Origin of the sequence: Sulfitobacter sp. AS92, assembly GCF_038900015.1 — a bacterium.
Lineage (GTDB): Bacteria > Pseudomonadota > Alphaproteobacteria > Rhodobacterales > Rhodobacteraceae > Sulfitobacter.
Map to the genome: position 1 here is coordinate 81,639 of NZ_JBBMQL010000002.1, position 21,687 is coordinate 103,325.

19 protein-coding genes are annotated in these 21,687 nt (G+C 60.4%); 11 read left to right on the plus strand and 8 right to left on the minus strand.

Going from position 1 to position 21,687, the window contains the following annotated elements; all coding sequences use genetic code 11:
• Window positions 1–16 precede the first annotated feature (16 nt).
• Window positions 17–1,162, minus strand: a complete 1,146-nt coding sequence (locus WNY61_RS03560; protein ID WP_342850081.1) for a HupE/UreJ family protein — start codon at window positions 1,160–1,162, stop codon at window positions 17–19.
• Here WNY61_RS03560 and WNY61_RS03565 point away from each other — a divergent pair.
• From WNY61_RS03565 to WNY61_RS03580, 4 genes are all read left to right on the plus strand, one after another.
• On the plus strand, window positions 1,161–1,988 hold the full coding sequence (locus WNY61_RS03565) for a DUF4198 domain-containing protein (protein WP_342850082.1): 828 nt from the start codon (window positions 1,161–1,163) through the stop codon (window positions 1,986–1,988). The genes WNY61_RS03560 and WNY61_RS03565 overlap by 2 nt on opposite strands.
• 42 nt (window positions 1,989–2,030) lie before the next feature.
• Window positions 2,031–2,915 (plus strand): PfkB family carbohydrate kinase, encoded by an 885-nt coding sequence (locus WNY61_RS03570; RefSeq protein ID WP_342850083.1) that lies wholly within the window; start codon window positions 2,031–2,033, stop codon window positions 2,913–2,915.
• Window positions 2,912–3,844 carry a pseudouridine-5'-phosphate glycosidase gene (locus tag WNY61_RS03575; RefSeq protein WP_342850084.1) on the plus strand — a complete coding sequence of 311 codons (933 nt, stop codon included), beginning with the start codon at window positions 2,912–2,914 and terminating at the stop codon, window positions 3,842–3,844. Before WNY61_RS03570 ends, WNY61_RS03575 begins: the two co-directional genes overlap by 4 nt.
• Window positions 3,845–3,927: 83 nt before the next feature.
• The gene (locus tag WNY61_RS03580) at window positions 3,928–4,680 is read left to right on the plus strand and encodes a DUF502 domain-containing protein (protein WP_342850085.1); all 753 of its coding nucleotides are present in this window, start codon (window positions 3,928–3,930) and stop codon (window positions 4,678–4,680) included.
• Here WNY61_RS03580 and WNY61_RS03585 read toward each other — a convergent pair.
• Together WNY61_RS03585 and WNY61_RS03590 are read right to left on the minus strand one after the other, a co-directional pair.
• Entirely contained in the window at window positions 4,660–5,691 is a 1,032-nt protein-coding gene (locus WNY61_RS03585; RefSeq protein ID WP_342850086.1) for a patatin-like phospholipase family protein, read from the minus strand. The genes WNY61_RS03580 and WNY61_RS03585 overlap by 21 nt on opposite strands.
• 8 nt (window positions 5,692–5,699) lie before the next feature.
• Window positions 5,700–6,485 carry a 3-hydroxybutyrate dehydrogenase gene (locus WNY61_RS03590; protein WP_342850087.1) on the minus strand — a complete coding sequence of 262 codons (786 nt, stop codon included), beginning with the start codon at window positions 6,483–6,485 and terminating at the stop codon, window positions 5,700–5,702.
• A gap of 402 nt (window positions 6,486–6,887) precedes the next feature.
• On the opposite strand from WNY61_RS03590, the gene WNY61_RS03595 reads away from it, so the two are divergent.
• Window positions 6,888–8,618, plus strand: coding sequence for an extracellular solute-binding protein (locus WNY61_RS03595; RefSeq protein WP_342850088.1), 1,731 nt, complete (start codon window positions 6,888–6,890; stop codon window positions 8,616–8,618).
• Here the strand turns inward: WNY61_RS03595 and WNY61_RS03600 are convergent.
• Window positions 8,607–9,230 (minus strand): XRE family transcriptional regulator, encoded by a 624-nt coding sequence (locus WNY61_RS03600; protein ID WP_007119543.1) that lies wholly within the window; start codon window positions 9,228–9,230, stop codon window positions 8,607–8,609. The genes WNY61_RS03595 and WNY61_RS03600 overlap by 12 nt on opposite strands.
• Window positions 9,231–9,334: 104 nt before the next feature.
• Here WNY61_RS03600 and WNY61_RS03605 point away from each other — a divergent pair, with 104 nt between their 5' ends.
• Both WNY61_RS03605 and WNY61_RS03610 read left to right on the plus strand, forming a co-directional pair.
• Window positions 9,335–9,979 carry a DsbA family oxidoreductase gene (locus WNY61_RS03605; protein WP_342850089.1) on the plus strand — a complete coding sequence of 215 codons (645 nt, stop codon included), beginning with the start codon at window positions 9,335–9,337 and terminating at the stop codon, window positions 9,977–9,979.
• A 145-nt stretch (window positions 9,980–10,124) separates the two neighbouring features.
• Window positions 10,125–11,330, plus strand: coding sequence for a multidrug effflux MFS transporter (locus WNY61_RS03610; RefSeq protein WP_342850572.1), 1,206 nt, complete (start codon window positions 10,125–10,127; stop codon window positions 11,328–11,330).
• A gap of 18 nt (window positions 11,331–11,348) precedes the next feature.
• Here the strand turns inward: WNY61_RS03610 and mfd are convergent, their stop codons facing one another.
• Window positions 11,349–14,819: a transcription-repair coupling factor gene (gene mfd, locus WNY61_RS03615; RefSeq protein WP_342850090.1), complete on the minus strand. Its 3,471-nt coding sequence runs from the start codon at window positions 14,817–14,819 to the stop codon at window positions 11,349–11,351.
• A 31-nt stretch (window positions 14,820–14,850) separates the two neighbouring features.
• Window positions 14,851–15,378: a component of SufBCD complex gene (locus WNY61_RS03620; protein WP_342850092.1), complete on the minus strand. Its 528-nt coding sequence runs from the start codon at window positions 15,376–15,378 to the stop codon at window positions 14,851–14,853.
• 119 nt (window positions 15,379–15,497) lie between these two features.
• On the opposite strand from WNY61_RS03620, the gene hemB reads away from it, so the two are divergent.
• Complete coding sequence (gene hemB, locus WNY61_RS03625) at window positions 15,498–16,502, plus strand: porphobilinogen synthase (RefSeq protein WP_342850093.1); 1,005 nt, start codon at window positions 15,498–15,500, stop codon at window positions 16,500–16,502.
• A gap of 127 nt (window positions 16,503–16,629) precedes the next feature.
• Window positions 16,630–17,196 carry a YSC84-related protein gene (locus WNY61_RS03630; protein ID WP_342850094.1) on the plus strand — a complete coding sequence of 189 codons (567 nt, stop codon included), beginning with the start codon at window positions 16,630–16,632 and terminating at the stop codon, window positions 17,194–17,196.
• 76 nt (window positions 17,197–17,272) lie between these two features.
• Here the strand turns inward: WNY61_RS03630 and WNY61_RS03635 are convergent, their stop codons facing one another.
• Window positions 17,273–18,145, minus strand: a complete 873-nt coding sequence (locus WNY61_RS03635) for an NAD(P)-dependent oxidoreductase (protein ID WP_342850095.1) — start codon at window positions 18,143–18,145, stop codon at window positions 17,273–17,275.
• A 96-nt stretch (window positions 18,146–18,241) separates the two neighbouring features.
• Here WNY61_RS03635 and WNY61_RS03640 point away from each other — a divergent pair, with 96 nt between their 5' ends.
• Together WNY61_RS03640 and WNY61_RS03645 are read left to right on the plus strand one after the other, a co-directional pair.
• Entirely contained in the window at window positions 18,242–20,707 is a 2,466-nt protein-coding gene (locus tag WNY61_RS03640; protein ID WP_342850096.1) for a penicillin acylase family protein, read from the plus strand.
• Window positions 20,704–21,270, plus strand: a complete 567-nt coding sequence (locus WNY61_RS03645) for a pseudouridine synthase (protein ID WP_342850097.1) — start codon at window positions 20,704–20,706, stop codon at window positions 21,268–21,270. Before WNY61_RS03640 ends, WNY61_RS03645 begins: the two co-directional genes overlap by 4 nt.
• On the opposite strand, the gene WNY61_RS03650 is transcribed toward WNY61_RS03645, so the two are convergent.
• Window positions 21,267–21,668: a DUF2177 family protein gene (locus WNY61_RS03650; protein WP_342850098.1), complete on the minus strand. Its 402-nt coding sequence runs from the start codon at window positions 21,666–21,668 to the stop codon at window positions 21,267–21,269. The two genes, WNY61_RS03645 and WNY61_RS03650, sit on opposite strands and share 4 nt — an antisense overlap.
• Window positions 21,669–21,687: the final 19 nt, after the last annotated feature.

A 21,687-nucleotide genomic window follows, 5' to 3' on the forward strand; every position in this document is an offset into this window, starting at 1 on the left:
AGGGCTGCCCGCTCGCTTACAGAAACACCCGCTCAACGAACCAATAGGCCCCCACCGCCGCGATCATGCAGGAGGCGGGCACCGCAATGGCGCGGCGATACCAGTCGCGTTTCATCGCCCAGCCGACGAGCACAAAGGCGATGGCGATCACCGCAAGCTGGCCCAGTTCCACACCGATGTTAAAGCCGATGAGCGCGGGCACGAACTGCCCCGCGGGCAGGCCGAAATCCCCCAGCACCGAGGCAAAGCCAAGCCCGTGCAGCAGACCGAACCCAAAAATCACTAGCGGGCGCCAGCGGTTCAGACCTGAGTGAAAGATATTCTCAACCGCAACGTAGGTGATCGACGCCGCAATCAGCGGCTCGACGATCGCGCCGGGGACATTCACCCAGCCCATCGCCCCGAGCGCCAGCGTCACCGTATGCGCCAAGGTAAAGGCCGAGACCTGCCAGATCAGCGGTCTCAGGTGTGACGAGAGGAAGAATAGCCCTAAAACAAAGAGGATGTGATCCAGTCCTTTGGGCAGGATGTGGTCAAAGCCGACTGGAATATAGCTGACAAAAGCCTGCAACCCGCTTTGCGCATCGCCCCCGGAAAGAACGATCTCGGGGCTGGCTTCGCCGCCGGCCAAATAACCAGTATAAGGCTCTTCAACCCCCTGTTGGCGCAAGACCAACGCGCCTGCCCCCTCGGGCCATGTGATCTGCACGCGCGCGGCCCCATCAGGCACCTCTGCTTCCAGCCGCCAGATGCTATCGCGCGGCAGCTCTGCGTCGATCCCATTGGGTACGTCGACCGATACGCTCTCCAGCGCCACGGCCTCTCCGTCCACGCTCAGCAACGGAAGGCTGTTCCAGTCGGGCAAAAGCTCGGGCGCGCGGGCGGCGATACGCTCGGCTGGCAGGCTGCGCAGCGCGTCATAATCGCCTGCATTCTCGGCATTGTCGGTGTCTTCAATACTGTCGAGATCAATCCCCGCGAGCAGCGCTTCAAAGTTGATCTGAAGCTCCAATACCGCGCGGCCTTCGGTGACCGTCAGGTCCGCAATCGTGGGTTTGACCTCATGGGCCTGCACCGCAACGCCCATTGAAAAAAGGATCGCGCTTGACAAAAGCCATAGCAACGCCAGCTTGGATCTTAACCAAAAGAAAGTACTTCGCATGAAAATGTCCCAGTTGTCCGCTATTATTTTCAGTGTCTTACCGGTAGCACCGGCATTTGCCCATGAATACTGGCTGTCGCCTCTGAACTATCAAGTGGAAAGCGGCGAAAAGATCGCAGCGCATTTCCGCAATGGCGAAGAGTTTGTCGGCGCGACCTTTCCCTACCTACCCAATCGCCTCACGCGTTTTGAAGTCGTGATGGAGGGACAGGCCTATAACCTCTCCCCGCGTGCCGGAGATAACCCGGCCTTGCAGATCCCCGCGCCGGGCAAGGATGCGCTGGTCGTCGTGGTCGCCGAAACGACGCCCTCCAAAGTGACTTATGAGGAATGGGAGAAGTTCCTTTCCTTTGCAGAACACAAGGATTTCCCGGAAGCAGAGGCCGATCACACCGCCAATGGCTGGTCGCAGGAAAAAATCATTGAGACCTATACGCGCCACGTCAAAACATTGATCGCTACTGGCACAGGCACCGGGCAAGACGCAGCGACCGGCATGGCCACCGAATTTGTCGCCCTGACCAACCCCTATGACGCGAATTTTGACAACCAGATGAAGGTCCGGCTGCTTTATCAGGACGAACCGCGCGCCGATGCGCAGGTCGAAGTCTTTGACCGCGCGCCCGATGACAGTGTTACCATTTCACTGCACAGCACCGATGCGGCTGGCGAAGCGGTGATTCCAGTAACAGCCGGCCATGAATACCTTTTAGACGCAGTGGTGCTGCGTCCGGCGGCCGAAGCGAAGATTGGCGCAGGCTACACTCCCGATCAACCGGTATGGGAGACGCTCTGGGCGGCCTTGACGTTCAAAGTGCCGCAATAAGGCCGCTTGCGCGCGGGGAGGCTTGGCGGCTAGAAGCGCCGCATGACCAGAACACCTGACATCCTGTGCATCGGCTCCGTCCTGTGGGACGTGATTGGCCGCTCTGAAAACGCCATGCGCCAAGGCTCTGACATGCCGGGGCGCATCACCCGCCTGCCGGGCGGTGTGGCGTTGAACATCGGCATGGCGCTGGCGCGCTTTGGGCTGACCCCGGCGCTGCTGTCCGCCGTAGGGCGCGATGCGGAAGGCGACGAGTTGATCGCCGCTTGCACGCTGCGTGGGCTGAATACCGATTATGTCTACCGCTCTGATGATCTGCCGACCGACCGCTATATGGCCGTCGAAGGGTCTAACGGATTGATCGCGGCGATTGCCGATGCCCATTCGCTGGAGGCCGCAGGCGACAAGATTTTGCGCCCGTTGGAGGATGGCAGTCTGCCCGCGCCCTACAAAGGGGCCGTGGCGCTCGATGGGAACCTGACCGTCGAATTGCTCGCCCGCATGGCGCAAAGCCCGCTGTTGGCTGAGGCTGACCTGCGCGTCGCCCCCGCCTCACCCGGGAAGGCACTTCGCCTTAGCCCATTTTTGCAAGCCGGACGTGGCACGCTTTACGTCAACCTCGAAGAAGCCGGGCTGCTCTGTCAGGCGAGTTTTGACGATTCCCCCGCCGCCGCCCGCGCCCTGCTGGCCCGGGGCGCGCGCCGTGCCGTGGTGACAGATGGCGGCAACCCGGCCACCGTCGGCGAAGGCGATGATATCATCACGCTCACCCCGCCATCGGTCCATGTGGCCCGCGTGACGGGCGCAGGCGATACATTCATGGCGGCCCATGTGGCTGCCGAACTTGGCGGTGCCGTTGCGCAATCCGCCCTCAAGGCCGCGCTCGACGCCGCCGCCCTCTATGTTTCCGGAGAGACCAAGATATGACCACCGCGCCCAGCACCCTGCCCCTGACCTTTAGCGCCGAAGTGGCCAAGGCCCGCGCAAGCGGCGCACCTATCGTGGCGCTGGAAAGCACCATCATCACCCATGGCATGCCCTATCCGCAAAACCTCGAAGTGGCGCGGCAGGTCGAGCAGGATATACGTGACGCAGGCGCTGTCCCAGCAACCATCGCCGTGATCCGTGGCGCATTGCACATTGGTCTAGACGATGACCAGTTGAGCGATCTGGCGCAGGCCAAAGACGTTGCGAAACTGTCGCGTGCGGATATGGCCGTCTGCATCGCTTCGGGCGGCACAGGGGCGACCACCGTCGCCGCCACCATGATCGCCGCCAATCTTGCGGGCATCGAAGTCTTTGCCACAGGCGGCATTGGCGGCGTTCACAAAGGCGCGGAAGACAGCTTTGACATCTCCGCCGACCTGATGGAACTGTCGCAAACCCCCGTTACCGTGATCGCCGCGGGCGCCAAAGCCATTCTCGACGTGCCAAAAACGCTGGAAGTGCTCGAAACCCAAGGCGTGCCAGTCATCACCGTGGGCCAAGACAGCTTCCCCGCTTTCTGGAGCGCAGGCTCCGCGCTGCAATCGCCGCTGCGTCTGGATAACGCCGCCGCGATCGCCAAAGCCCACCGCACCCGCGCCGCCATGGGCCTGCCCGGCGGTCAGCTCGTTGCCAATCCGATCCCAGCGGACGAAGAGATCCCAGCCGCCGAACTCGCGCCGATCATCGCACAAGCGCAGTCCGAGGCCGATGCGCAGGGTGTCAGCGGCAAAGGTGTGACCCCCTTTCTGCTCCAGCGCATCTTTGAGTTGACCGAGGGCCGCTCGCTTACTGCCAATATCGCATTGGTGCGCAACAACGCCCGACTGGGGGCCAAGATTGCGGCAAACCTCGTCAACCTGCCGCGTTAAAGGGAAAAACACCGTCGAGCCATTGCCGGGCCGGGGCATACGCCTTAGCTATGTTGCGAATAACTCTTCGGAAAACGGCGCAGATGAACACACCTTTCGATCCCGACCCAACGCAGGTCCGGCGCAGCCTTGTCGCGAGGCTGCGGGCGTCCTTCTTGACCGGGTTGGTCGTGATCGCGCCCGTTGGGCTGACCATTTGGCTGATCTGGAGCGTCGTGGGCTGGATCGACGGCTTCGTGCTGCCACTGGTTCCTAAAGCCTATCACCCTGATCGCCTGATCCAAGACTTCCTTGGCCTCGACCCGTCGATGCAAATTAACATCCGCGGACTCGGTGTGGTGATCTTCTTGATCTTCACAATCATGGTCGGCTGGGCCGCCAAGGGGCTGATCGGCCGCTCGATGATCCGCTTTGCCGAAAGTCTGGTGGAGCGTACGCCCGTGGTGCGAACCATCTACTCCGGTATCAAACAAATTTCCGAGACGATCTTTGCCCAGTCCGAACGTAGTTTTGAGACAGCCTGTCTGATCGAATACCCTCGGCGCGGCATCTGGGCGCTTGGTTTCATCTCGACCGAGGCCAAGGGCGAAGTTTTGGCCCGCACCAATGCGAATGGCGAGATGCTTTCAGTTTTCCTGCCGACCACGCCCAACCCGACCTCGGGGTTCTTGCTGTTCGTCCCCCGTGCCGATGTGATCGAGCTCGATATGAGCGTAGAGGACGCGGCGAAGCTGGTGATCTCCGCCGGGCTGGTCTATCCGCCGCGCCCCGGTGCTGACTTGCCCGAGGCGTTGGCGTTGTCTGACCCCGAAAGCTCAGCTGAACATCGCAGGTAGATCGACGCTGCTGCGCTGGTTCAGGTCGTCAAAGTGATCTGTCAGGAACCTTTCCGCAGCCGCTACACCAGCCTCACGCAGTGCTTTGATGATCGCCGGGTTCGGCAGCATCTTGGTCGCCACCGAAAGCTGCGCCATCAGCGCGTCGTCGGCGATCATATGCATGTGAACCCGCTTCATCCGACCTTCGGGCAAAGTGCCATCCGCAATCAGACGCTGCACGAAATCAATCGCGCGCATCTCGCGTAACAGGCTGGAGTTAAAGCTGATTTCGTTGATCCGGTTCTGGATCTGTTGCGGTGTTGTTGGCAAGTCTTCGCGTTCTAACGGATTGATATTCACCACAACGACGTCTTCGGGCAAGTCATCGCGAAACAGCGGGAACAGCGCCGGATTGCCGGTATAGCCGCCGTCCCAAAACGCCTCGCGCCGGCCGGTCTGAGCATCGTCGATTTCAACGGCCTTAAAGACGGTCGGTAGACAGGCCGAGGCCAAAAGCGCATCGGGCCCAATCTCATCGCCTTCAAACACCCTGATCTTGCCATTGCGAACCCGCGTGGCACAAACAAAGAAGAACGGCGGTGTGTTCGCCCCCACCTTACCATAGTCAAAGCGCGCCACGACATCCTCAAGCGGATTTCGGTAGAATGGCCCATAGGCATAGGGCGAAATCATCCGTGTCAGAGAATCCGAAAACGCCACCGGCAGCGAGTATTCCATCGCTTGACTGAGCTTATCCAAACCAAACGGCGCCAGCCAATGCGAGAGCCGCAGATCAGAGATGCCCGAGACCTGCGTCCACAGCCAATCAAGGTTCTCCCTTGCGCCTTCGCGCCCGCCTGAGATCATGCCAGATTTCAGCGCAGCACCATTCAGCGCCCCGGCAGAGGTGCCAGAGATGCCGCAGATTTCCAGATCATCCTGCTGCAACAGCCGGTCCAACACCCCCCAAGTGAAAGCGCCATGCGCGCCGCCCCCTTGGAGGGCTAGGTTAATGCGTTTTTTGACCACCACAGCGCTTACAACGCCGTCCAGCCGCCATCGACGCTGATCGTCGTGCCGGTGATCTGGGCCGCCGCATCAGAGCACAGGAAAGTGGCTGTGCCGCCCATCTGCTCAACGGTTGCAAACTCGCGCGACGGCTGGCGTGTGAGCATGACCTGCTCAATAACCTCTTCGCGCGACATGTCGTATTCCTTCATCGTGTCGGGAATCTGTTTTTCGACAATCGGGGTCAGTACATAGCCGGGGCAGATCGCGTTGCAGGTAATCGGCTCCTTCGCCGTTTCCAGCGCCGTGGTCTTGCTAAGACCGACAATCCCATGTTTCGCGGCGATATAGGCGGATTTATAGGGCGAAGCCGTCAGACCGTGCGCCGAGGCGATGTTGATGACCCGGCCCCAGCCCGCTTTGCGCATCATCGGCAGCGCTACTGCGGTGGTGTGAAAGGCCGATGAGAGATTAATCGCAATGATCGCGTCCCATTTCTCGGCCGGGAAATCGGGGATTGGGGCCACATGCTGGATGCCTGCGTTGTTCACCAGAATATCGCAAGTCCCGGCTTCGGCGATCAAACGCCGACACTCATCCCCCTTGGACATATCGGCCTTGATGTACCGGGCCGTTACGTTGCATTCCTCCGCCATCTGCTGCGCCAGCGCGTGATCCGCTTCGTCGTCGGTAAATGAGTTCAACACGATATCGGCCCCGGCCCGCGCCAGTTCCCAGGCGATGCCCAGTCCGATTCCAGAATTCGATCCGGTGATGACGGCTGTTTTGCCGGACAGGTCGATGGTGAAAGCCATGGCGCGTCTCCTTGTTCATGCTGCGACTGCATCATGTACTGCGATCGGGCCAAAGGGAAAGGGTTTGCACGCGAAAGCGGCAAGCGAATAAACTGGAGAGGCTCCGGCCAAAAAAAAACGCCCGCACGAGGCGGGCGTAAGTTATTGAGGCAGGTTTCATACAGGCAAGAAACCTATCGAGCAGTGATCTCTGTATACGCCTTCTATGGTCACAATCCAAGCTAAAAGTTTGATAAGGCGGGAATCCGCGGGTATGGATTAACTCCAACAAAATAAGGGCAGAACGTGATTGTTTCAAAATTGAGCAGGGATTTTTTCTCGACAGCACGGGGCGTTGCGGCCCTTTCTTCACTGATTCTGCTCACGGGCACCGCTCTGGCGGCCCCTCAACATGGAATCAGTATGTACGGGGAACCTGATCTGCCCTCGGATTTCAGCGCCCTGCCCTATGTGAACGCCGACGCGCCCAAAGGCGGTGCGATCGTTTTGGGCAATACGGGGGGATTCGACAGCCTCAACCCCTTCGTGCGCAAAGGCACAGCACCTTGGCAGTTGCCGCATTTCACCCATGAGACCTTGATGGGGCGCTCATGGGATGAGCCATTTGCCCTCTACGGCCTGCTGGCCGAAACCATCGAGGTGCCCGACGACCGCTCATGGGTTGAGTTCACCCTGCGCGAAGAAGCGCGGTTCTCCGATGGCAGCCCGGTGACTGTTGAAGATGTCATTTTTTCTTTCGAGCTTTTGGGAAGTGAAGGTCACCCGCGCTACCACGGACTCCGCCAACAGATTGATACCATTGAGAAAACCGGCCCGCGCAGCCTGCGCATGACCTTTAACAGCGATAATCGTGAGCTTGCCCTGCTGGCCGGGATGCGCCCTATTCTCAGCAAAGCGCAATGGGAAGGTCAGGACTTCGCCAACGCCCCCTTGGCCGAGTTCCCGCTGGGCACCGGCCCCTATGTCATCAGCGACTATCAGGCAGGCCGCCACGTCACCCTAACACGCAACCCCGACTACTGGGGCGCTGATGTGCCATTCCGCCAAGGCACGCATAACTACGACGAAGTCAAAATCGACTTCTACGGCGATGCCAATGTGTTGTTCGAAGCGTTCAAGGCGGGCCAAATCTCAGCCGTGCGCGAATTCAATGCCGAGACCTGGGCCACGCAATACAACTTCCCCGCCATCGCGCGTGGCGAGGTGGTGAAATCCACCTTCCCACACAGCAAACCCTCGGGCATGACCGGCTTTGTCATGAACGCCCGCCGCGCGCCTTTTGACGATTGGCGGGTGCGCGACGCACTGATCTCGGCTTTTAACTTTGAGTATATAAACGAGACGCTCACAGGCGGCGCCCTGCCCCGGATTACTTCATATTTCTCGAACTCCGAGCTTGCCATGCGCCCCGGCCCCGCGACGGGCCGCGTCTTTGATCTGCTGGCCGACTACACCGACACACTGCCGCCGGGCACCGTGGATGGCTATACACTGCCCGTGGCCGACGGTTCGGTCCGCAACCGCTCGGGCATTCGTGCGGCGATGCAACAACTTGACGCGGCAGGCTATAAGGCCGAAGGCGGCATGATGCATCGCGCCGATGGCACGCCGCTGACCTTCACCATTCTTCTGTCCAAGGGCAGCCGTGAAAACCTAGCGATTGCAGAGCTTTACACGCAGTCGCTAAAGCGGCTTGGGATCACGGCGCAGATCGAAACGGTCGATGACGCGCAATTCGTAGCGCGGCAAAATGAATACGACTTCGACATGACCTTCTTCCGCCGCTCCCTTTCGCTCAGTCCCGGCACAGAGCAGCGCTTTTATTGGGGGTCAGAGGCCGCAGATCAACCCGGCACGCGCAACCTCATGGGGGTTCGTTCTCCCGCAGTAGATGCGATGATTGATCAGATGTTGCAGGCCCGCGAAAGCGCTGACTTTGTCGCTGCCACACGTGCGCTGGACCGTATCCTGACAGCGGGGCGCTATGTCATTCCCTTTTGGCAATTCGATGAGGGGCTGATCGCCCATGATGCGCGGATGGCCTATCCGGACGAAATTCCGCTCTACGGCGACGGGCCGAACTTCATGCCCGAAGTCTGGTGGTGGAAACCGGCAGAGACCTCAGACCAGTGAGGTCACCCAAAGGATCGTCGCATCCTCGTCGCTAAGCGACACCACATTATGCCCCATGGTAGCGTCGTAATAGGCGCTATCACCGCGGCGCATGTCGACGGGTTCGTAAAACTCGGTAAACAGGCGCACCATGCCGGTCAGCACATAGAGAAATTCTTCGCCGTCATGGCGCACCCAGCCGTCGAATTCTTCCATCCGGCGTGCGCGGATGCGGGCGCGGTAAGGCAGCATCTGCTTTTTGCGCAGCGCATCGGCCAGCAAGACATGTTCATAGGTGCCTGTGGCCTTGGCCGCGCCCTCTTCGGCGCGGGTGACGGCCATGCGGCCGGTAATCTTCTCACCGGCAGGTGGCGTGAACAGCTGCGGCACCGTGATCTCCAACCCCACCGCAAGCTTCTTCAGCGCGTCATAGGTCGGCGACATCAGCCCGTTTTCGATCTTGCTGAGCGTGGAGCGTGCCAGCCCGGCCTGCCGCGCAGCTTGTTCCAACGTCCAGTTTCGCGCTTTACGTAATTCGCGCACCCGTGCGCCAAGGTCGACCGGCGGCGCGGTCTCGCTCGCGCCGCTTTCGCGTGCGATTTGGATCATGGAACGGGGCGGCGTGTCTGTCATGGACCTGCTATAAACGCGCCCCCTAACGCTTGCAACGCCCGCCCGCCTTGCGATACGCGCCACAGCCCGCTATGCCCGACACGCAGCAATAGATGGGATGTATCATGGCCGAAGCGATCAAACTCGATATCATGTCAGACCCGATCTGTCCGTGGTGTTATATCGGCAAGGCGCATCTGGACCGCGCATTGCAGGATCATCCCAATCATCCTTTCGCCATCGAATGGCACCCGTTCCAGCTGAACCCCGACATGCCGCGCGAAGGCATGGATCGCCGTGCGTATCTCGAAGGCAAGTTTGGCGGCAAAGAAGGCGCAGTGAAAGCCTATGCGCCTGTGGTGGAACATGCTGAAAAAGCCGGGCTGAACATCAACTTCGAGGCAATGCAACGCACGCCGAACACGCTGGATGCCCATCGCTTGATCCATTGGGCTGGCATTGAAGGCCGCCAGACCGCTGCCGTTTCTGCGCTGTTCAAAGCCTATTTTGTAGATGCCCGCGACATCGGCGATGCCGAGGTGTTGGCCGACATCGCCGATGGTATCGAGATGGACGCCGCCGTTGTCACCCGTTTGCTGAAATCCGATGTTGATACGCAAGACATCCGCGACCGCGATGCGCACAGCCGGCAGATGGGCGTGAACTCGGTCCCGACTTTCATCATCGCCAATGCCCATGCCGTGCCCGGCGCGCAGCCGCCTGAGCTATGGGCGCAGGTCATTGCTGATCTGACCAAGCAGCAGGGCTAAACCGGGCGGCAATCATTGCCAAGTTAAGCGTTCTCGATTATCGAGAGCGCAACCACTAGTTATTCCCCAAAGCCCCCCGCGTTGACCTGTCCGCGAGGATCAACCGCCGGAGCGCCGTGTGACCACTGAAAACCCAAAATTCGCCATGGGTCGGATCGAATTCATCGGTCTGATCGCGATGATGTTCGCCACGATCGCCTTTTCCATCGACGCGATGCTGCCTGCCTTGCCAGAGATCGCTGCAGAACTTTCCCCAGAGCTCGCGCATCGGGCGCCGTTGATCCTGACGGCCTTCGTGCTGGGCATGGGTCTTGGCACCTTCTTTAGCGGGCCATTGTCCGACGCCTTTGGCCGCCGCAATGTGGTCTTCGGCGGTGCGGCGCTTTATTCGCTATCGGCCTTTTTGGCTTGGATGAGCAATTCGCTCGAAGTCATGCTGGTGGCGCGGGTCTTTCAAGGGCTCGGTGCCTCTGGCCCCCGCGTGGTGGCCGTGGCGATCATCCGCGACCTCTTTGAAGGGCGGGAGATGGCGCGAATTATGTCGATCGTGATGATGGTCTTTGCGCTGGTGCCAGCGCTCGCGCCGATGCTGGGCGCCGGGATCATCCTTACCGCCGGTTGGCGCACTATTTTCATCGCCTTTATGGTTTTCTCTATCATATCTGTGGTTTGGATGGGTCTGCGCCTGCCTGAAACCCTGCCGCGCGAAAACCGCCGTCCATTGCGGGCGCGACTTATCACTGCCGCTGTGCGCGAGTTGTTGACCCACCCTTCGGTGCGCCTGTCGATCATTGTGCAGTCTTTGGCCCTAGCGATGCTGTTTTCGATGCTGATGCTGGTCCAGCCGATCTATGACAGCGTCTATGGCCGGGGCGATAGCTTCCCACTGTGGTTTGGCGGCATTGCCGTGGTGGCGGCCAGCGCCAGCCTGATCAATGCGCTGCTGGTCGTGCGCTATGGCATGCGCCGGCTGGTGACCATCGCACTTGGCGTGCAGATCATCCTGTCGGGGGTGATGTATTTCGCAAACCTCGGCGCCCTGCCCGACCCTTACGGCTTTGCCGCCTTTGTGTTTTTCCAGACCTGCTTGTTTTTCCAGGCGGGCCTGACGCTGGGCAACCTCAACGCCATCGCAATGGAACCGATGGGCCATATTGCGGGCATGGCCGCGTCGGTCGTAGGGGCGATTTCTACCGTTTTGGCCGCCCTCATTGCCTCACCGGTTGGGCTGATGTTTGACGGCACCACCAAACCGCTGGCTTTGGCCATGCTTTGCATGGCGGTCGTGGCCTATGGTTTGATGCTTTACATGGGCCGGGTCGAAAACCGGCTTCCGGCGGCGGCGGAATAACCGCCGCCCCTTAGGGGTTTAGCCCTTGGCTTTGGCCTTCTTCGCAAGCTTTTCCTTGGCGATCACATGTTCGGCAAGATCACGCGCGATGGCAAAGGCGCCTTTGATCTTGTCCGCATCCGACTTCCAATCGCGGCGTACGACGATCTTGTTGTCTTTCACTTTGGCCAGCCCGCGCTGATCCTGAATGAACTGCACCAGCCCCTCCGGCGACGCGAATTTGTCATTGTGGAACTGGATCGTCGCGCCTTTGGGCCCGCCATCAAGTTTAGCGATCCCGGCGCGTTTGCACATCGCCTTGATCCGCACCACCAGCATCAGCGTGTTAACCTCTTTCGGCAGTTTCCCGAACCGGTCGATCAACTCCGCGGCAAAGCCTTCAAGCTCCACCTTGGTCGACAGCTCGCTGAGACGGCGGTAGAGACCCAAGCGCACATCCAGATCAGGCACATAATCCTCGGGGATCAGCACCGGCACGCCAAGGTTGATCTGCGGTGCCCATTGCTCATCGGCCTCGCTGAGGCCCTCCATCTCACCCGCCCGGATCTTGGCAATCGCCTCTTCCAGCATCGACTGGTACAGCTCAAACCCCACGTCGCGCATCTGGCCCGACTGCTCTTCGCCCAAGAGGTTGCCCGCCCCGCGAATATCAAGGTCCTGGGACGCCAGCGTAAAGCCCGCACCGAGCGTGTCGAGGCTGCCCAGCACCCGCAAACGTTTCTGGGCCGTATCCGTCAGCTTGGCGCGCGGCTTGGTCGTGAGGTACGCATAAGCGCGGGTTTTCGAGCGGCCAACGCGGCCCCGGATTTGATAAAGCTGCGCCAGACCGAACATATCGGCACGGTGCACGACCATCGTGTTGGCAGTCGGGATATCGAGCCCTGATTCGACAATCGTCGTCGCCAATAGAACGTCGAATTTGCCATCGTAGAAGGCGTTCATCCGATCATCCAACTCGCCCGGTGCCATCTGCCCGTGGGCGACCACATAGGAAAGCTCTGGCAACTGCGTCTGCAAGAAATCCTCGATCTCGCGCAGGTCGCTGAGACGGGGCACGACGTAGAAACTCTGCCCGCCCCGGTAATGCTCACGCAAAAGCGCCTCGCGGATCGTCACCGCGTCGAACTCGCTCACATAGGTGCGGATCGACAGACGGTCGACGGGCGGCGTGCCGATAACCGACAAATCGCGCACGCCGGTCAGCGACAACTGCAAGGTGCGCGGAATCGGAGTGGCGGTCAGGGTCAGCACATGGATGTCGGTCCGCAGGGACTTAAGCCGTTCCTTGTGGCTCACCCCGAAATGCTGTTCTTCGTCGATCACCAACAGACCAAGATCCTTGAACCGAATGCCCTTTGCCAGCAGCGCATGGGTGCCAATAACGATATCCACCGTGCCTTTGGCCATACCCTCGCGCGTCGCCGTCGCCTCCTTGGCCGAGACGAAACGGCTCAGTTGGCGCACCTCAATCGGAAAACCGCGGAAGCGTTCGGCAAAGCTTTTGTAGTGCTGCCGCGCCAGCAGCGTTGTCGGCGCAATCACCGCCACCTGCACGCCCGACATCGCCGCGACAAATGCCGCGCGCATAGCGACTTCGGTTTTGCCAAAGCCCACATCGCCGCAGATCAGACGGTCCATCGGGTTACCGCTGGTCAGGTCATCCACCACGTCGCCAATGGCGCGCAACTGGTCGTCGGTTTCGGTATAAGGGAAGCGGGCCGAGAATGCGTCCCACATGCCCGGAGGCGGGTCGAGCACCGGCGCTTTGCGCAGCGCGCGTTCGGCGGCAATGCGGATAAGCTTGTCGGCCATCTCGCGGATGCGCTCTTTGAGTTTAGCCTTTTTCGACTGCCACGCGCCACCGCCGAGCTTGTCCAAAAGCCCTTCATCATGGCCGTAACGCGACAGCAGTTCAATGTTCTCTACAGGCAGATAAAGCTTTGACTGTTCGGCATATTCCAGAACGAGGCATTCATGGGCAGCGCCTGCAGCGGTCACCACCTCCATGCCATGATAGCGCCCAATACCGTGGTCCACATGAACCACCAGATCGCCGGGGCTGAGGCTTTGCGCCTCGGTTAAGAAATTCTCGGCCCGGCGCTTGCGTTTCGGCGCGCGGATCAGCCGATCACCCAGCACATCCTGCTCAGAGATCACCGTCATACTCGGCGCTTCAAAGCCGTGCTCCAGCGCCCAGACAGCCAAATGAAGCCCGCGTTTGCCGATCCGCGTGGCATCTGTCACCGGGATTGCTTCGGCCAGACCTTCGTCTTCGATCAGCCCCGTCAGACGTTCCCGCGCGCCGTCAGAATAGCTGGCGATCAGGACCGGACCAACTTCAAGCTTTGCTTTAATATGAGACGCCAAAGCGCCGAAAAGGCTGATAGATTCCTGCTGACGCTCGGGGGCAAAGTTGCGCCCGATCCGTGCCCCTGCGTCTAAGACGCCCGGTCCTGTCGGCTGCGGCAATGGGTTGAATTGGATCACCCGACGCCCAACCAGCGCTGCTTCCCAAGCGTCATCGGTCAGATAGAGCCCTTCGGGCGGCGCAGGTTTATAGACGCTGTCCATCTTAGACCGCGTCTTCATCGCCAGTTGCCGCGTCTCATACTGGTCGGCAATCGTATCCCACCGCGTGAGGCGCATGGGCGTCAATTGATCGTCTAGCGTGATCGTGGCCTTGGGCAGGTAATCAAACAGCGTCTCTAAATTGTCGTGGAAGAACGCCAGCCAATGCTCCGCACCCTGATGTTTGCGCCCGGCGCTGATCGCTTCATACAGCGGATCATCGGTACCTGCCGCGCCAAATTCGATGCGGTAGTTCTGCCGGAAGCGGGTGATTGCCGCGTCGTCCAAAATCACTTCGCTGACCGGGGCCAGTTCGACCAGATCAAGCTTTTCCGTTGTCCGCTGCGTCGCCGGATCAAAGCGCCGCGCCCCGTCGAGCACATCGCCGAAAAGATCGAGCCGTACCGGGCCTAGGTCGCCCGGTGGGTAGATGTCGATGATGCCACCCCGCACGGCATAGTCGCCGGGTTCCATCACCGTGGGGCTTTGCACAAAACCCATCCGCACTAGAAAATGACGCAGGGCTTTTTCATCAATACGGCTACCAACCCGCGCCGCAAAAGCCGCATCGCGCAATGTGTCCCGCGCGGGGATACGCTGGCTCGCAGCATTCAGCGTCGTCAGCAGGACAAACTGATCCGGCATCCCATGCACCAGCGCCGCCAAAGTCGCCATGCGCTGCGCAGAGATATCAGCATTGGGCGATACGCGGTCATAGGGCAGGCAATCCCAACTTGGGAAGGTGAAGACCGGCATATCAGGCGCGTAAAACCGCAGGGCGGCCTGCATCGCGGCCATCCGCTTGTCATCGCGCGCCACATGGGCCACCGGCTGGCCGCCCTTGGCGATTTCATCAAGGATGGCGCGGGCATCAAAGCCTTCGGGAACGCCGGAGAGGGTGATATTGCGCGGATCGTTCATCGGGTCTCAATTGGGCCTGCGGCGTGGCCTGTCAACCCGCGAGCGGGCCAAGGTTTAGATTTTGATACATTCCCCAAAGCGCGGTCACAAAGATCGCGACCATGCCGATGATCTGAGTATAGAGCCGATGCCGCATCAGACGCCGCTGCAACACATCACCGCTGGACCCCTCAATACGGATCAGCCGCGCGGTCGATAGGCTCAGCAGCCCCACCAGCGACATGGGAAAGCCGAGCAGCAGCAAGGCCTGCGCAAATTCGATGTCATAGACAAAGCCCAAAAGCACCAAAGTGGTCAGCGCAAAGAACCCCAGCCCCAACAGCCAAAGCCCTGAAACTTGAGAGATATAGAGCAGCCGGTTCACATTGATCCGCACAATGTCTTCGAGATCGGCCTGCGCCTCCCCCCCGTGACGGCGGGCGCGCAACACCATGTCAAAGGGCACGCCCAGCACCCAATGGCTTGCCGTGGACCACATCACCGCCAGCGCGATCCAGAACCAAAGGTTCGAGAAAGAGCGCATGTCGATCATTTCGAAAAGGGTCTGGTACCAGTCCAAGGCGTGCTCGTCCGAAAATTAAGTTCGCATCTCTTAGCTGTCCGGTGCGGCAATTCATAGGGTTGAGGCGTTCAAAAATACATGGCAAGCCCGTGCCAAGCCATTCTGAGGTAAAATTGATGCAACCCGTCCAAGCCCCCTTCCCCGCCACGCGCCTGCGCCGCACCCGTGCCAATGCAGGCATTCGCGCGCTGGTGCGCGAGAATGACCTGCAACTGGGCGATCTGATCTGGCCGGTGTTCGTGCGCGAAGGTGAAGGCGTGGAAGAGCCGATCCCCTCCATGCCCGGTGTGATGCGCCGTTCTGTGGACAAGCTGGTCGAGGCGGTGCGCGAGGCGGCTGGGCTGGGCATCGGCGCGGTCTGCGTCTTTCCCTATACCGGCCCCGAAGACCGGACCGAAGACTGCGCCCGAGCGTGGGATCCGCAGAATGCCACCAACCGCGCAATCGCCGCAATCAAGCAAGCGCTGCCTGACATGGTGGTGATGACCGATGTGGCGCTGGACACCTATAATATCAACGGCCATGACGGTTTTGTCGAAGACGGCATCATCGTGAATGACCGCACGGTTGAGGCGCTGGTCAAAATGGCGCTGGCCCAAGCCGAAGCGGGGGCGGATATCATCGGCCCGTCGGACATGATGGATGGCCGCATCGGCGCGATCCGTGACGCCCTTGAAAAGGCTGGGCACCACGATGTCATGATCCTGAGCTATGCCGCCAAATACGCCAGTGCCTTCTACGGCCCGTTCCGCGATGCCGTGGGCGCATCCTCGGCACTCACGGGCGACAAGAAGACCTATCAGATGGACCCCGCCAACAGCGATGAAGCGCTGCGCCTAGTGGCGCGCGATCTGTCTGAGGGCGCGGATATGGTCATGGTAAAACCCGGCATGCCCTATTTAGATATCTGCCGCCGCGTGAAAGACGCCTTTGGCGCGCCGACCTTCGCCTATCAGGTATCAGGCGAATATAGCATGATCCGCGCTGCGGCAGATCAAGGCTGGGTCGATGGCGAACGGGTGATGATGGAGAGTCTTTTGGCCTTTAAACGTGCGGGCTGTGATGGGGTGTTGACCTACTTTGCCCCCGATGTTGCCCGGCTTTTGGCCAGAAACGCGTGACCTAGGGGCGTAAATCTGCGCAAAGGGTCCAATCAACATGACAAAGCGCATGATTATGCGTAATCTCACGCTCAAGCTGGGAAAACCGGCAGGCAGGCAAACGATCTCAAATATATAGGCAGAAAATATGAGCAATCGAACATATAATCGGCGCATCGTGACCTTGGGCGCCCTCTCGGCGCTTGGCGTGACGGCCGCATGCGGCAATGGCGTGGGCGGGCGTGGCAGCGCTATGATCGACGCGCGCGTCGACGCGACATTGGCCGAGATGTACCGCGGCTATCCTAACACGCGACAACTGGCCGAAAAGGCCAACGGCATGTTGGTCATGCCGCTGGTCACCGAAGCGGGTCTTGGCTTTGGCGGCGCATACGGGCGCGGCGCGCTGCGCGTGAACAATGTAACGGTGGATTACTATTCGGTAACCAAAGCCTCAGGCGGGTTGCAGATCGGTGCACAGCAATACGCGCATGTTCTGTTTTTCATGACCGAACCCGCGTTGCGCGATTTCCGCACCTCGCCCGGTTGGGCGGCTGGGGCCGGTCTGGAATATGTGATTTCCGACAAAGGTGACAGCGTGAGCGCCGATACCACCACCGTGATGGCCCCCGTTCTGGCAGCGGTCTTCGGCCGCGCAGGCCTGCGCATCGGTGCGACGCTGGAAGGCACGAAATACACGCGAATCATCCCCTAAATCGGGGCCGACCTATGGTTTTTGAAGGGCAGCGCCAGTCTTAGCCGGCGCTGCCCTTTTTCTTTTGCCGTGAGGCTTAGCCCATCGCGCGCAGGCGTTTGATCAGGCTCGACGTATCCCAACGCCCACCGCCCTGCTTTTGCACATCTTTGTAGAACTGATCGACCAGCGCCGTGACCGGCAGGCTCGCCCCCGTCTCATCCGCTGTGTCCAAACAAATGCCAAGATCCTTGCGCATCCAATCCACGGCAAACCCATGCTCAAACTCATCGTCCAGCATCGTCTCGTAGCGGTTCGCCATCTGCCAAGACCCCGCAGCGCCCTGACTGATCACCTCAACCACCGCGCGGCCATCAAGACCAGCCTTCTCGGCAAAATGCAGCGCTTCGGAAAGCCCCTGCACCAGACCGGCAATGGCGATCTGGTTGCACATCTTGGTCATTTGGCCCGCGCCGCTGTCGCCAATGCGGCGGCATATCTTGGAATAGACCTCCATGATCGGCAGCGCGCGGTCGAACGCACCTTTGTCGCCGCCACACATCACCGACAATTGGCCGTTTTCCGCTCCTGCCTGACCGCCTGAGATTGGCGCGTCGACAAAGCTGACCTGCGCGTCATTGGCAGCAGCATAAAGCTCGCGTGTGACCGCCGCCGAAACAGTGGTGTGATCAACAAAGATCGCCCCCGCCGTCATGGCACCAAAAGCGCCATCATCCCCCAGACAGACTGAGCGTAAATCATCGTCATTGCCCACGCAGGCCATGACAAAATCCGCATCCTTTGCCGCCTCGCGCGGGGTCTTGGCCATAGCACCGCCATAGGTTTTTACCCAGTCCTGCGCTTTACTTTCAGTACGGTTATAGACGGTCACATCGTGGCCGGCCTTTTGCAGGTGCCCCGCCATTGGGGCGCCCATGACGCCCAGTCCCAGAAACGCGAGCTTTGCCATGTGCTTTTCCTTATCATTCAGTTGCGTTATTGCCTGTGACTACACCTACCACCCTGCGCGCCCCGGTCAATCTGCGCGCCAGTCGAGGACTTTCCGATGGCATTGATGTTTCGCTGGCTTGTCCGATTGGCGGTGTTTCTCATCACACTGAGCGTCGTGGTGCTGCTGCTGGTCTATTGGTTCGCCGCACGCTCCCTGCCCGACTATGACGATACGGTTCAGGTGCGGGGCGTCAGAGCGCCTGTTGAGGTCGTGCGCGACAACGCCAATGTGCCGCATGTCTTTGGCGAGACGGACGAAGACGTCTTCTTTGGGCTTGGTTTTGCCCATGCACAGGACCGGTTGTGGCAACTCATCACTCTGCGTCGCACCGCGCAGGGACGGCTGTCAGAGGTCTTCGGCACCTCGACGATCACCACCGACAAACTGATGCGGCGCTATGACATCTACCGTCTCGCGACACGCTCAGCCGAGCAATTAGACCCCGAAACCGATGCCGCGCTGGAAGCCTATGCGGCGGGGATCAACGCCCGCCTCGACCAGATCAATACCGAAGCGCTTGGCCGTGGCGCGCCTGAGATGTGGCTCTTTAATGCCCCGATGGCCCCATGGCGCCCGGCGGATTCGTTGGCCATTGCAAAGCTTATGGGGCTGCAAATGTCTGGCCATCTTGAGGCTGAAGTACTGCGCGCCCGGGTGTCTTTGGCATTGACCGACGAAGACAGAGTGAAAGACATTCTGCCCGATGTGCCGGGCTCTGGCGTCGCAGCTCTGCCCGAATATGCATCCCTGTTCCCCGATGCCCGTCACTTTGCCTCTGCAACGCCCAATCCGGGCCATCCGCTTTCCCCCTTCAAACCGCAGGCTTTTGCCGGGGCGTCGAACGCCTGGGCGGCGGCGCCCTCGCGTTCAGCGGCGGGCGGCACACTTCTGGCCAATGATCCACATCTGGGCTTCAGTGCCCCGGCGATCTGGTATTTGGCCCGGCTGGAGCTTGAAACCGGCGGTGTCATCGGCGGCACCATCCCCGGCATGCCGGTGGTCCTGACAGGGCGCAGCGCCGCTCTGGGCTGGGGGCTGACCACCGCCTATGTCGACGACCAAGACGTCTATATCGAAGAGCTGAACCCCGACAACAGCGAGGAATATCGCACCCCGGATGGGTTCAAGAAATTCCGCAAACGCTCCTCAATCATCAACATCAAAGACGCCGACCCCGTTACGGTCACACTGCGCTGGACGGACAATGGCCCGGTGCTTCCCGGCAGCCACTACAACCTTGGCGAAATTACACCGGCGGGCCATGTGGCCTCTCTCGCCTCGACGCTGCTGCGCGACGACGACAACTCGCTCGCTGCCGCAATGAAGGTGATGCGAGCGAAATCAGTGCAGCAGGCCATCAATGCCGCGACCGACTATATCGCCCCCGCACAAAACCTCACACTGGTGGACCGTGACACGATCGCCATGAAAACCATCGGCGCCCTGCCGCGCCGCGATGCGCAGCATCAAAGCCAAGGACGCATGCCCAGCCCCGGCTGGATCGCCGAAAACCGCTGGGACGGCATGATGCCCTATACCGCCAACCCCGAGTTCATCGCCCCGGCGGGCGGCATCTTGGGCAACACCAACAACAAGACCGTCGACCGCCCCTTCCCCAACCACGTCTCCTTCGTCTGGGGCGACACGCAGCGAGTGCAACGCTGGCAACGCTTGATGCAGAACCGCGAGGTCCACACCCGCGACAGTTTCATCGAGGCACAGCTTGATACCGTCAGCCCCACCGCACGTGCTCTCTTGCCCCTAATCGGCGCCGAGCTGTGGTTCACCGGAGAGGCCGCCCCCGACGGCACGCCGGAGCGTCAACGCCAGCGCGCGCTCGACCTGCTGGCGGGCTGGTCAGGAGAGATGAACGAACATCTGCCCGAACCGCTGATCTATGCCGCATGGGTCCGCGCCTTGCAGGACCGTCTGATCCGCGATGAATTGGGCCCCTTGGCCGAGGACTTCACCCACGTTCAGCCGCTCTTTGTCGAACGTGCCTTCCGCGATGTGCAAGGCGCTTCAAAATGGTGCGACGTGCGCCAATCGGCCCCGGTTGAGACCTGCCATGATATGGCGCGACTGGCGCTCGATGACGCGCTTTTGTGGATCAATGAGACATGGGGCACGCAGCTTGAATCCCTCCGCTGGGGCGACGCGCATCAGGCGACACATGATCACCCGGTGTTGGGCGACGTGCCGCTGTTGCGCTATTTTGTGAACATCAGGCAATCGACCTCGGGCGGAGACAACACCCTGCAACGCGGGCTGACCCGCGGCACCGGGAAAGACCCGTTCTATAACGTCCATGGCGCAGGCTACCGCGGGGTTTACGACTTTGCCGATCCCGACAGTTCGGTTTTCGTGACCTCCACCGGGCAATCGGGGCATTTCCTGTCGCGCCATTATGACGACATGGCGCAACTCTGGCGGCGCGGTGAATATATCCCGATGTCGCTGGATGCCGAATTGGCCCGTGCTGCTGCCGTCGGTGTGACCCGTTTGGAGCCTGCACAATGACCGCCCGTGTGATCCTGCTAAACAAACCCTACGGCGTGCTGTCGCAATTCACCGACAAAGGCACTGAGGGTAGCAGCCGCCCGACCCTGTCGACCTATATCGACGAGAAGGGTTTTTACCCCGCAGGACGGCTGGATCGCGACAGCGAAGGATTACTGGTGCTGACCGACCACGGCCCGCTACAGGCCCGCATCGCGCATCCCAAGTACAAACGACCCAAGACCTATCTGGTACAGGTCGAAGGCACGCCGGACGCCGCGGCGCTAGAGGCGCTGCGCAAGGGTGTAGACTTGAAAGACGGCCTTACCATACCCGCCGAGGTGGATCAAATCGACGCGCCCGATACCCTCTGGCCGCGCGACCCGCCGGTGCGTTTTCGCAAGACGGTGCCGGACGCTTGGCTGCGCATCACCATCCGCGAGGGGCGCAACCGCCAAGTGCGGCGCATGACGGCGCATGTGGACCTGCCCACGCTTAGGCTGATCCGCGCCAGCGTAGGCGATTGGGAATTGGCCGGGCTGCAACCCGGCGCTTGGCGCTGGTCGACCGAAAACGGCCGTTAGGTCAGCGCCCGGGTGATCGCAACGCCAGCTGTTGCCGCCGTGCCAGTCAACAGCGACCCCCATGTAAAGTCTCGCGCCACCATGGCCCAAGTCCAATCTTTGAGCGTCGCCAAATTGGTGAACTCATAGGTGCCATAGCCCATCGCGCCGATCAGCAGCGCGTTGCCAAAGACCCAAAGTAGCGAATGGTCTTGCGCCATTGCAGGCCACGATACGAACCAGATCACGACGGCGACAAAGAAAGCATAGAAGATCAGCGCGGGGGCGACACGAAACTCGTCCAAAAGCCAATCGCCGATGTCACGCTCAAACACCGGTTTGATGAGGTAGGTCAAGCCGAGGTAATCGAGCCCGAGAAAGACAACCACGGTGGAAGCATAAAGAATGACGAGGGTCATGGCCGCGCTCCATAAAAGA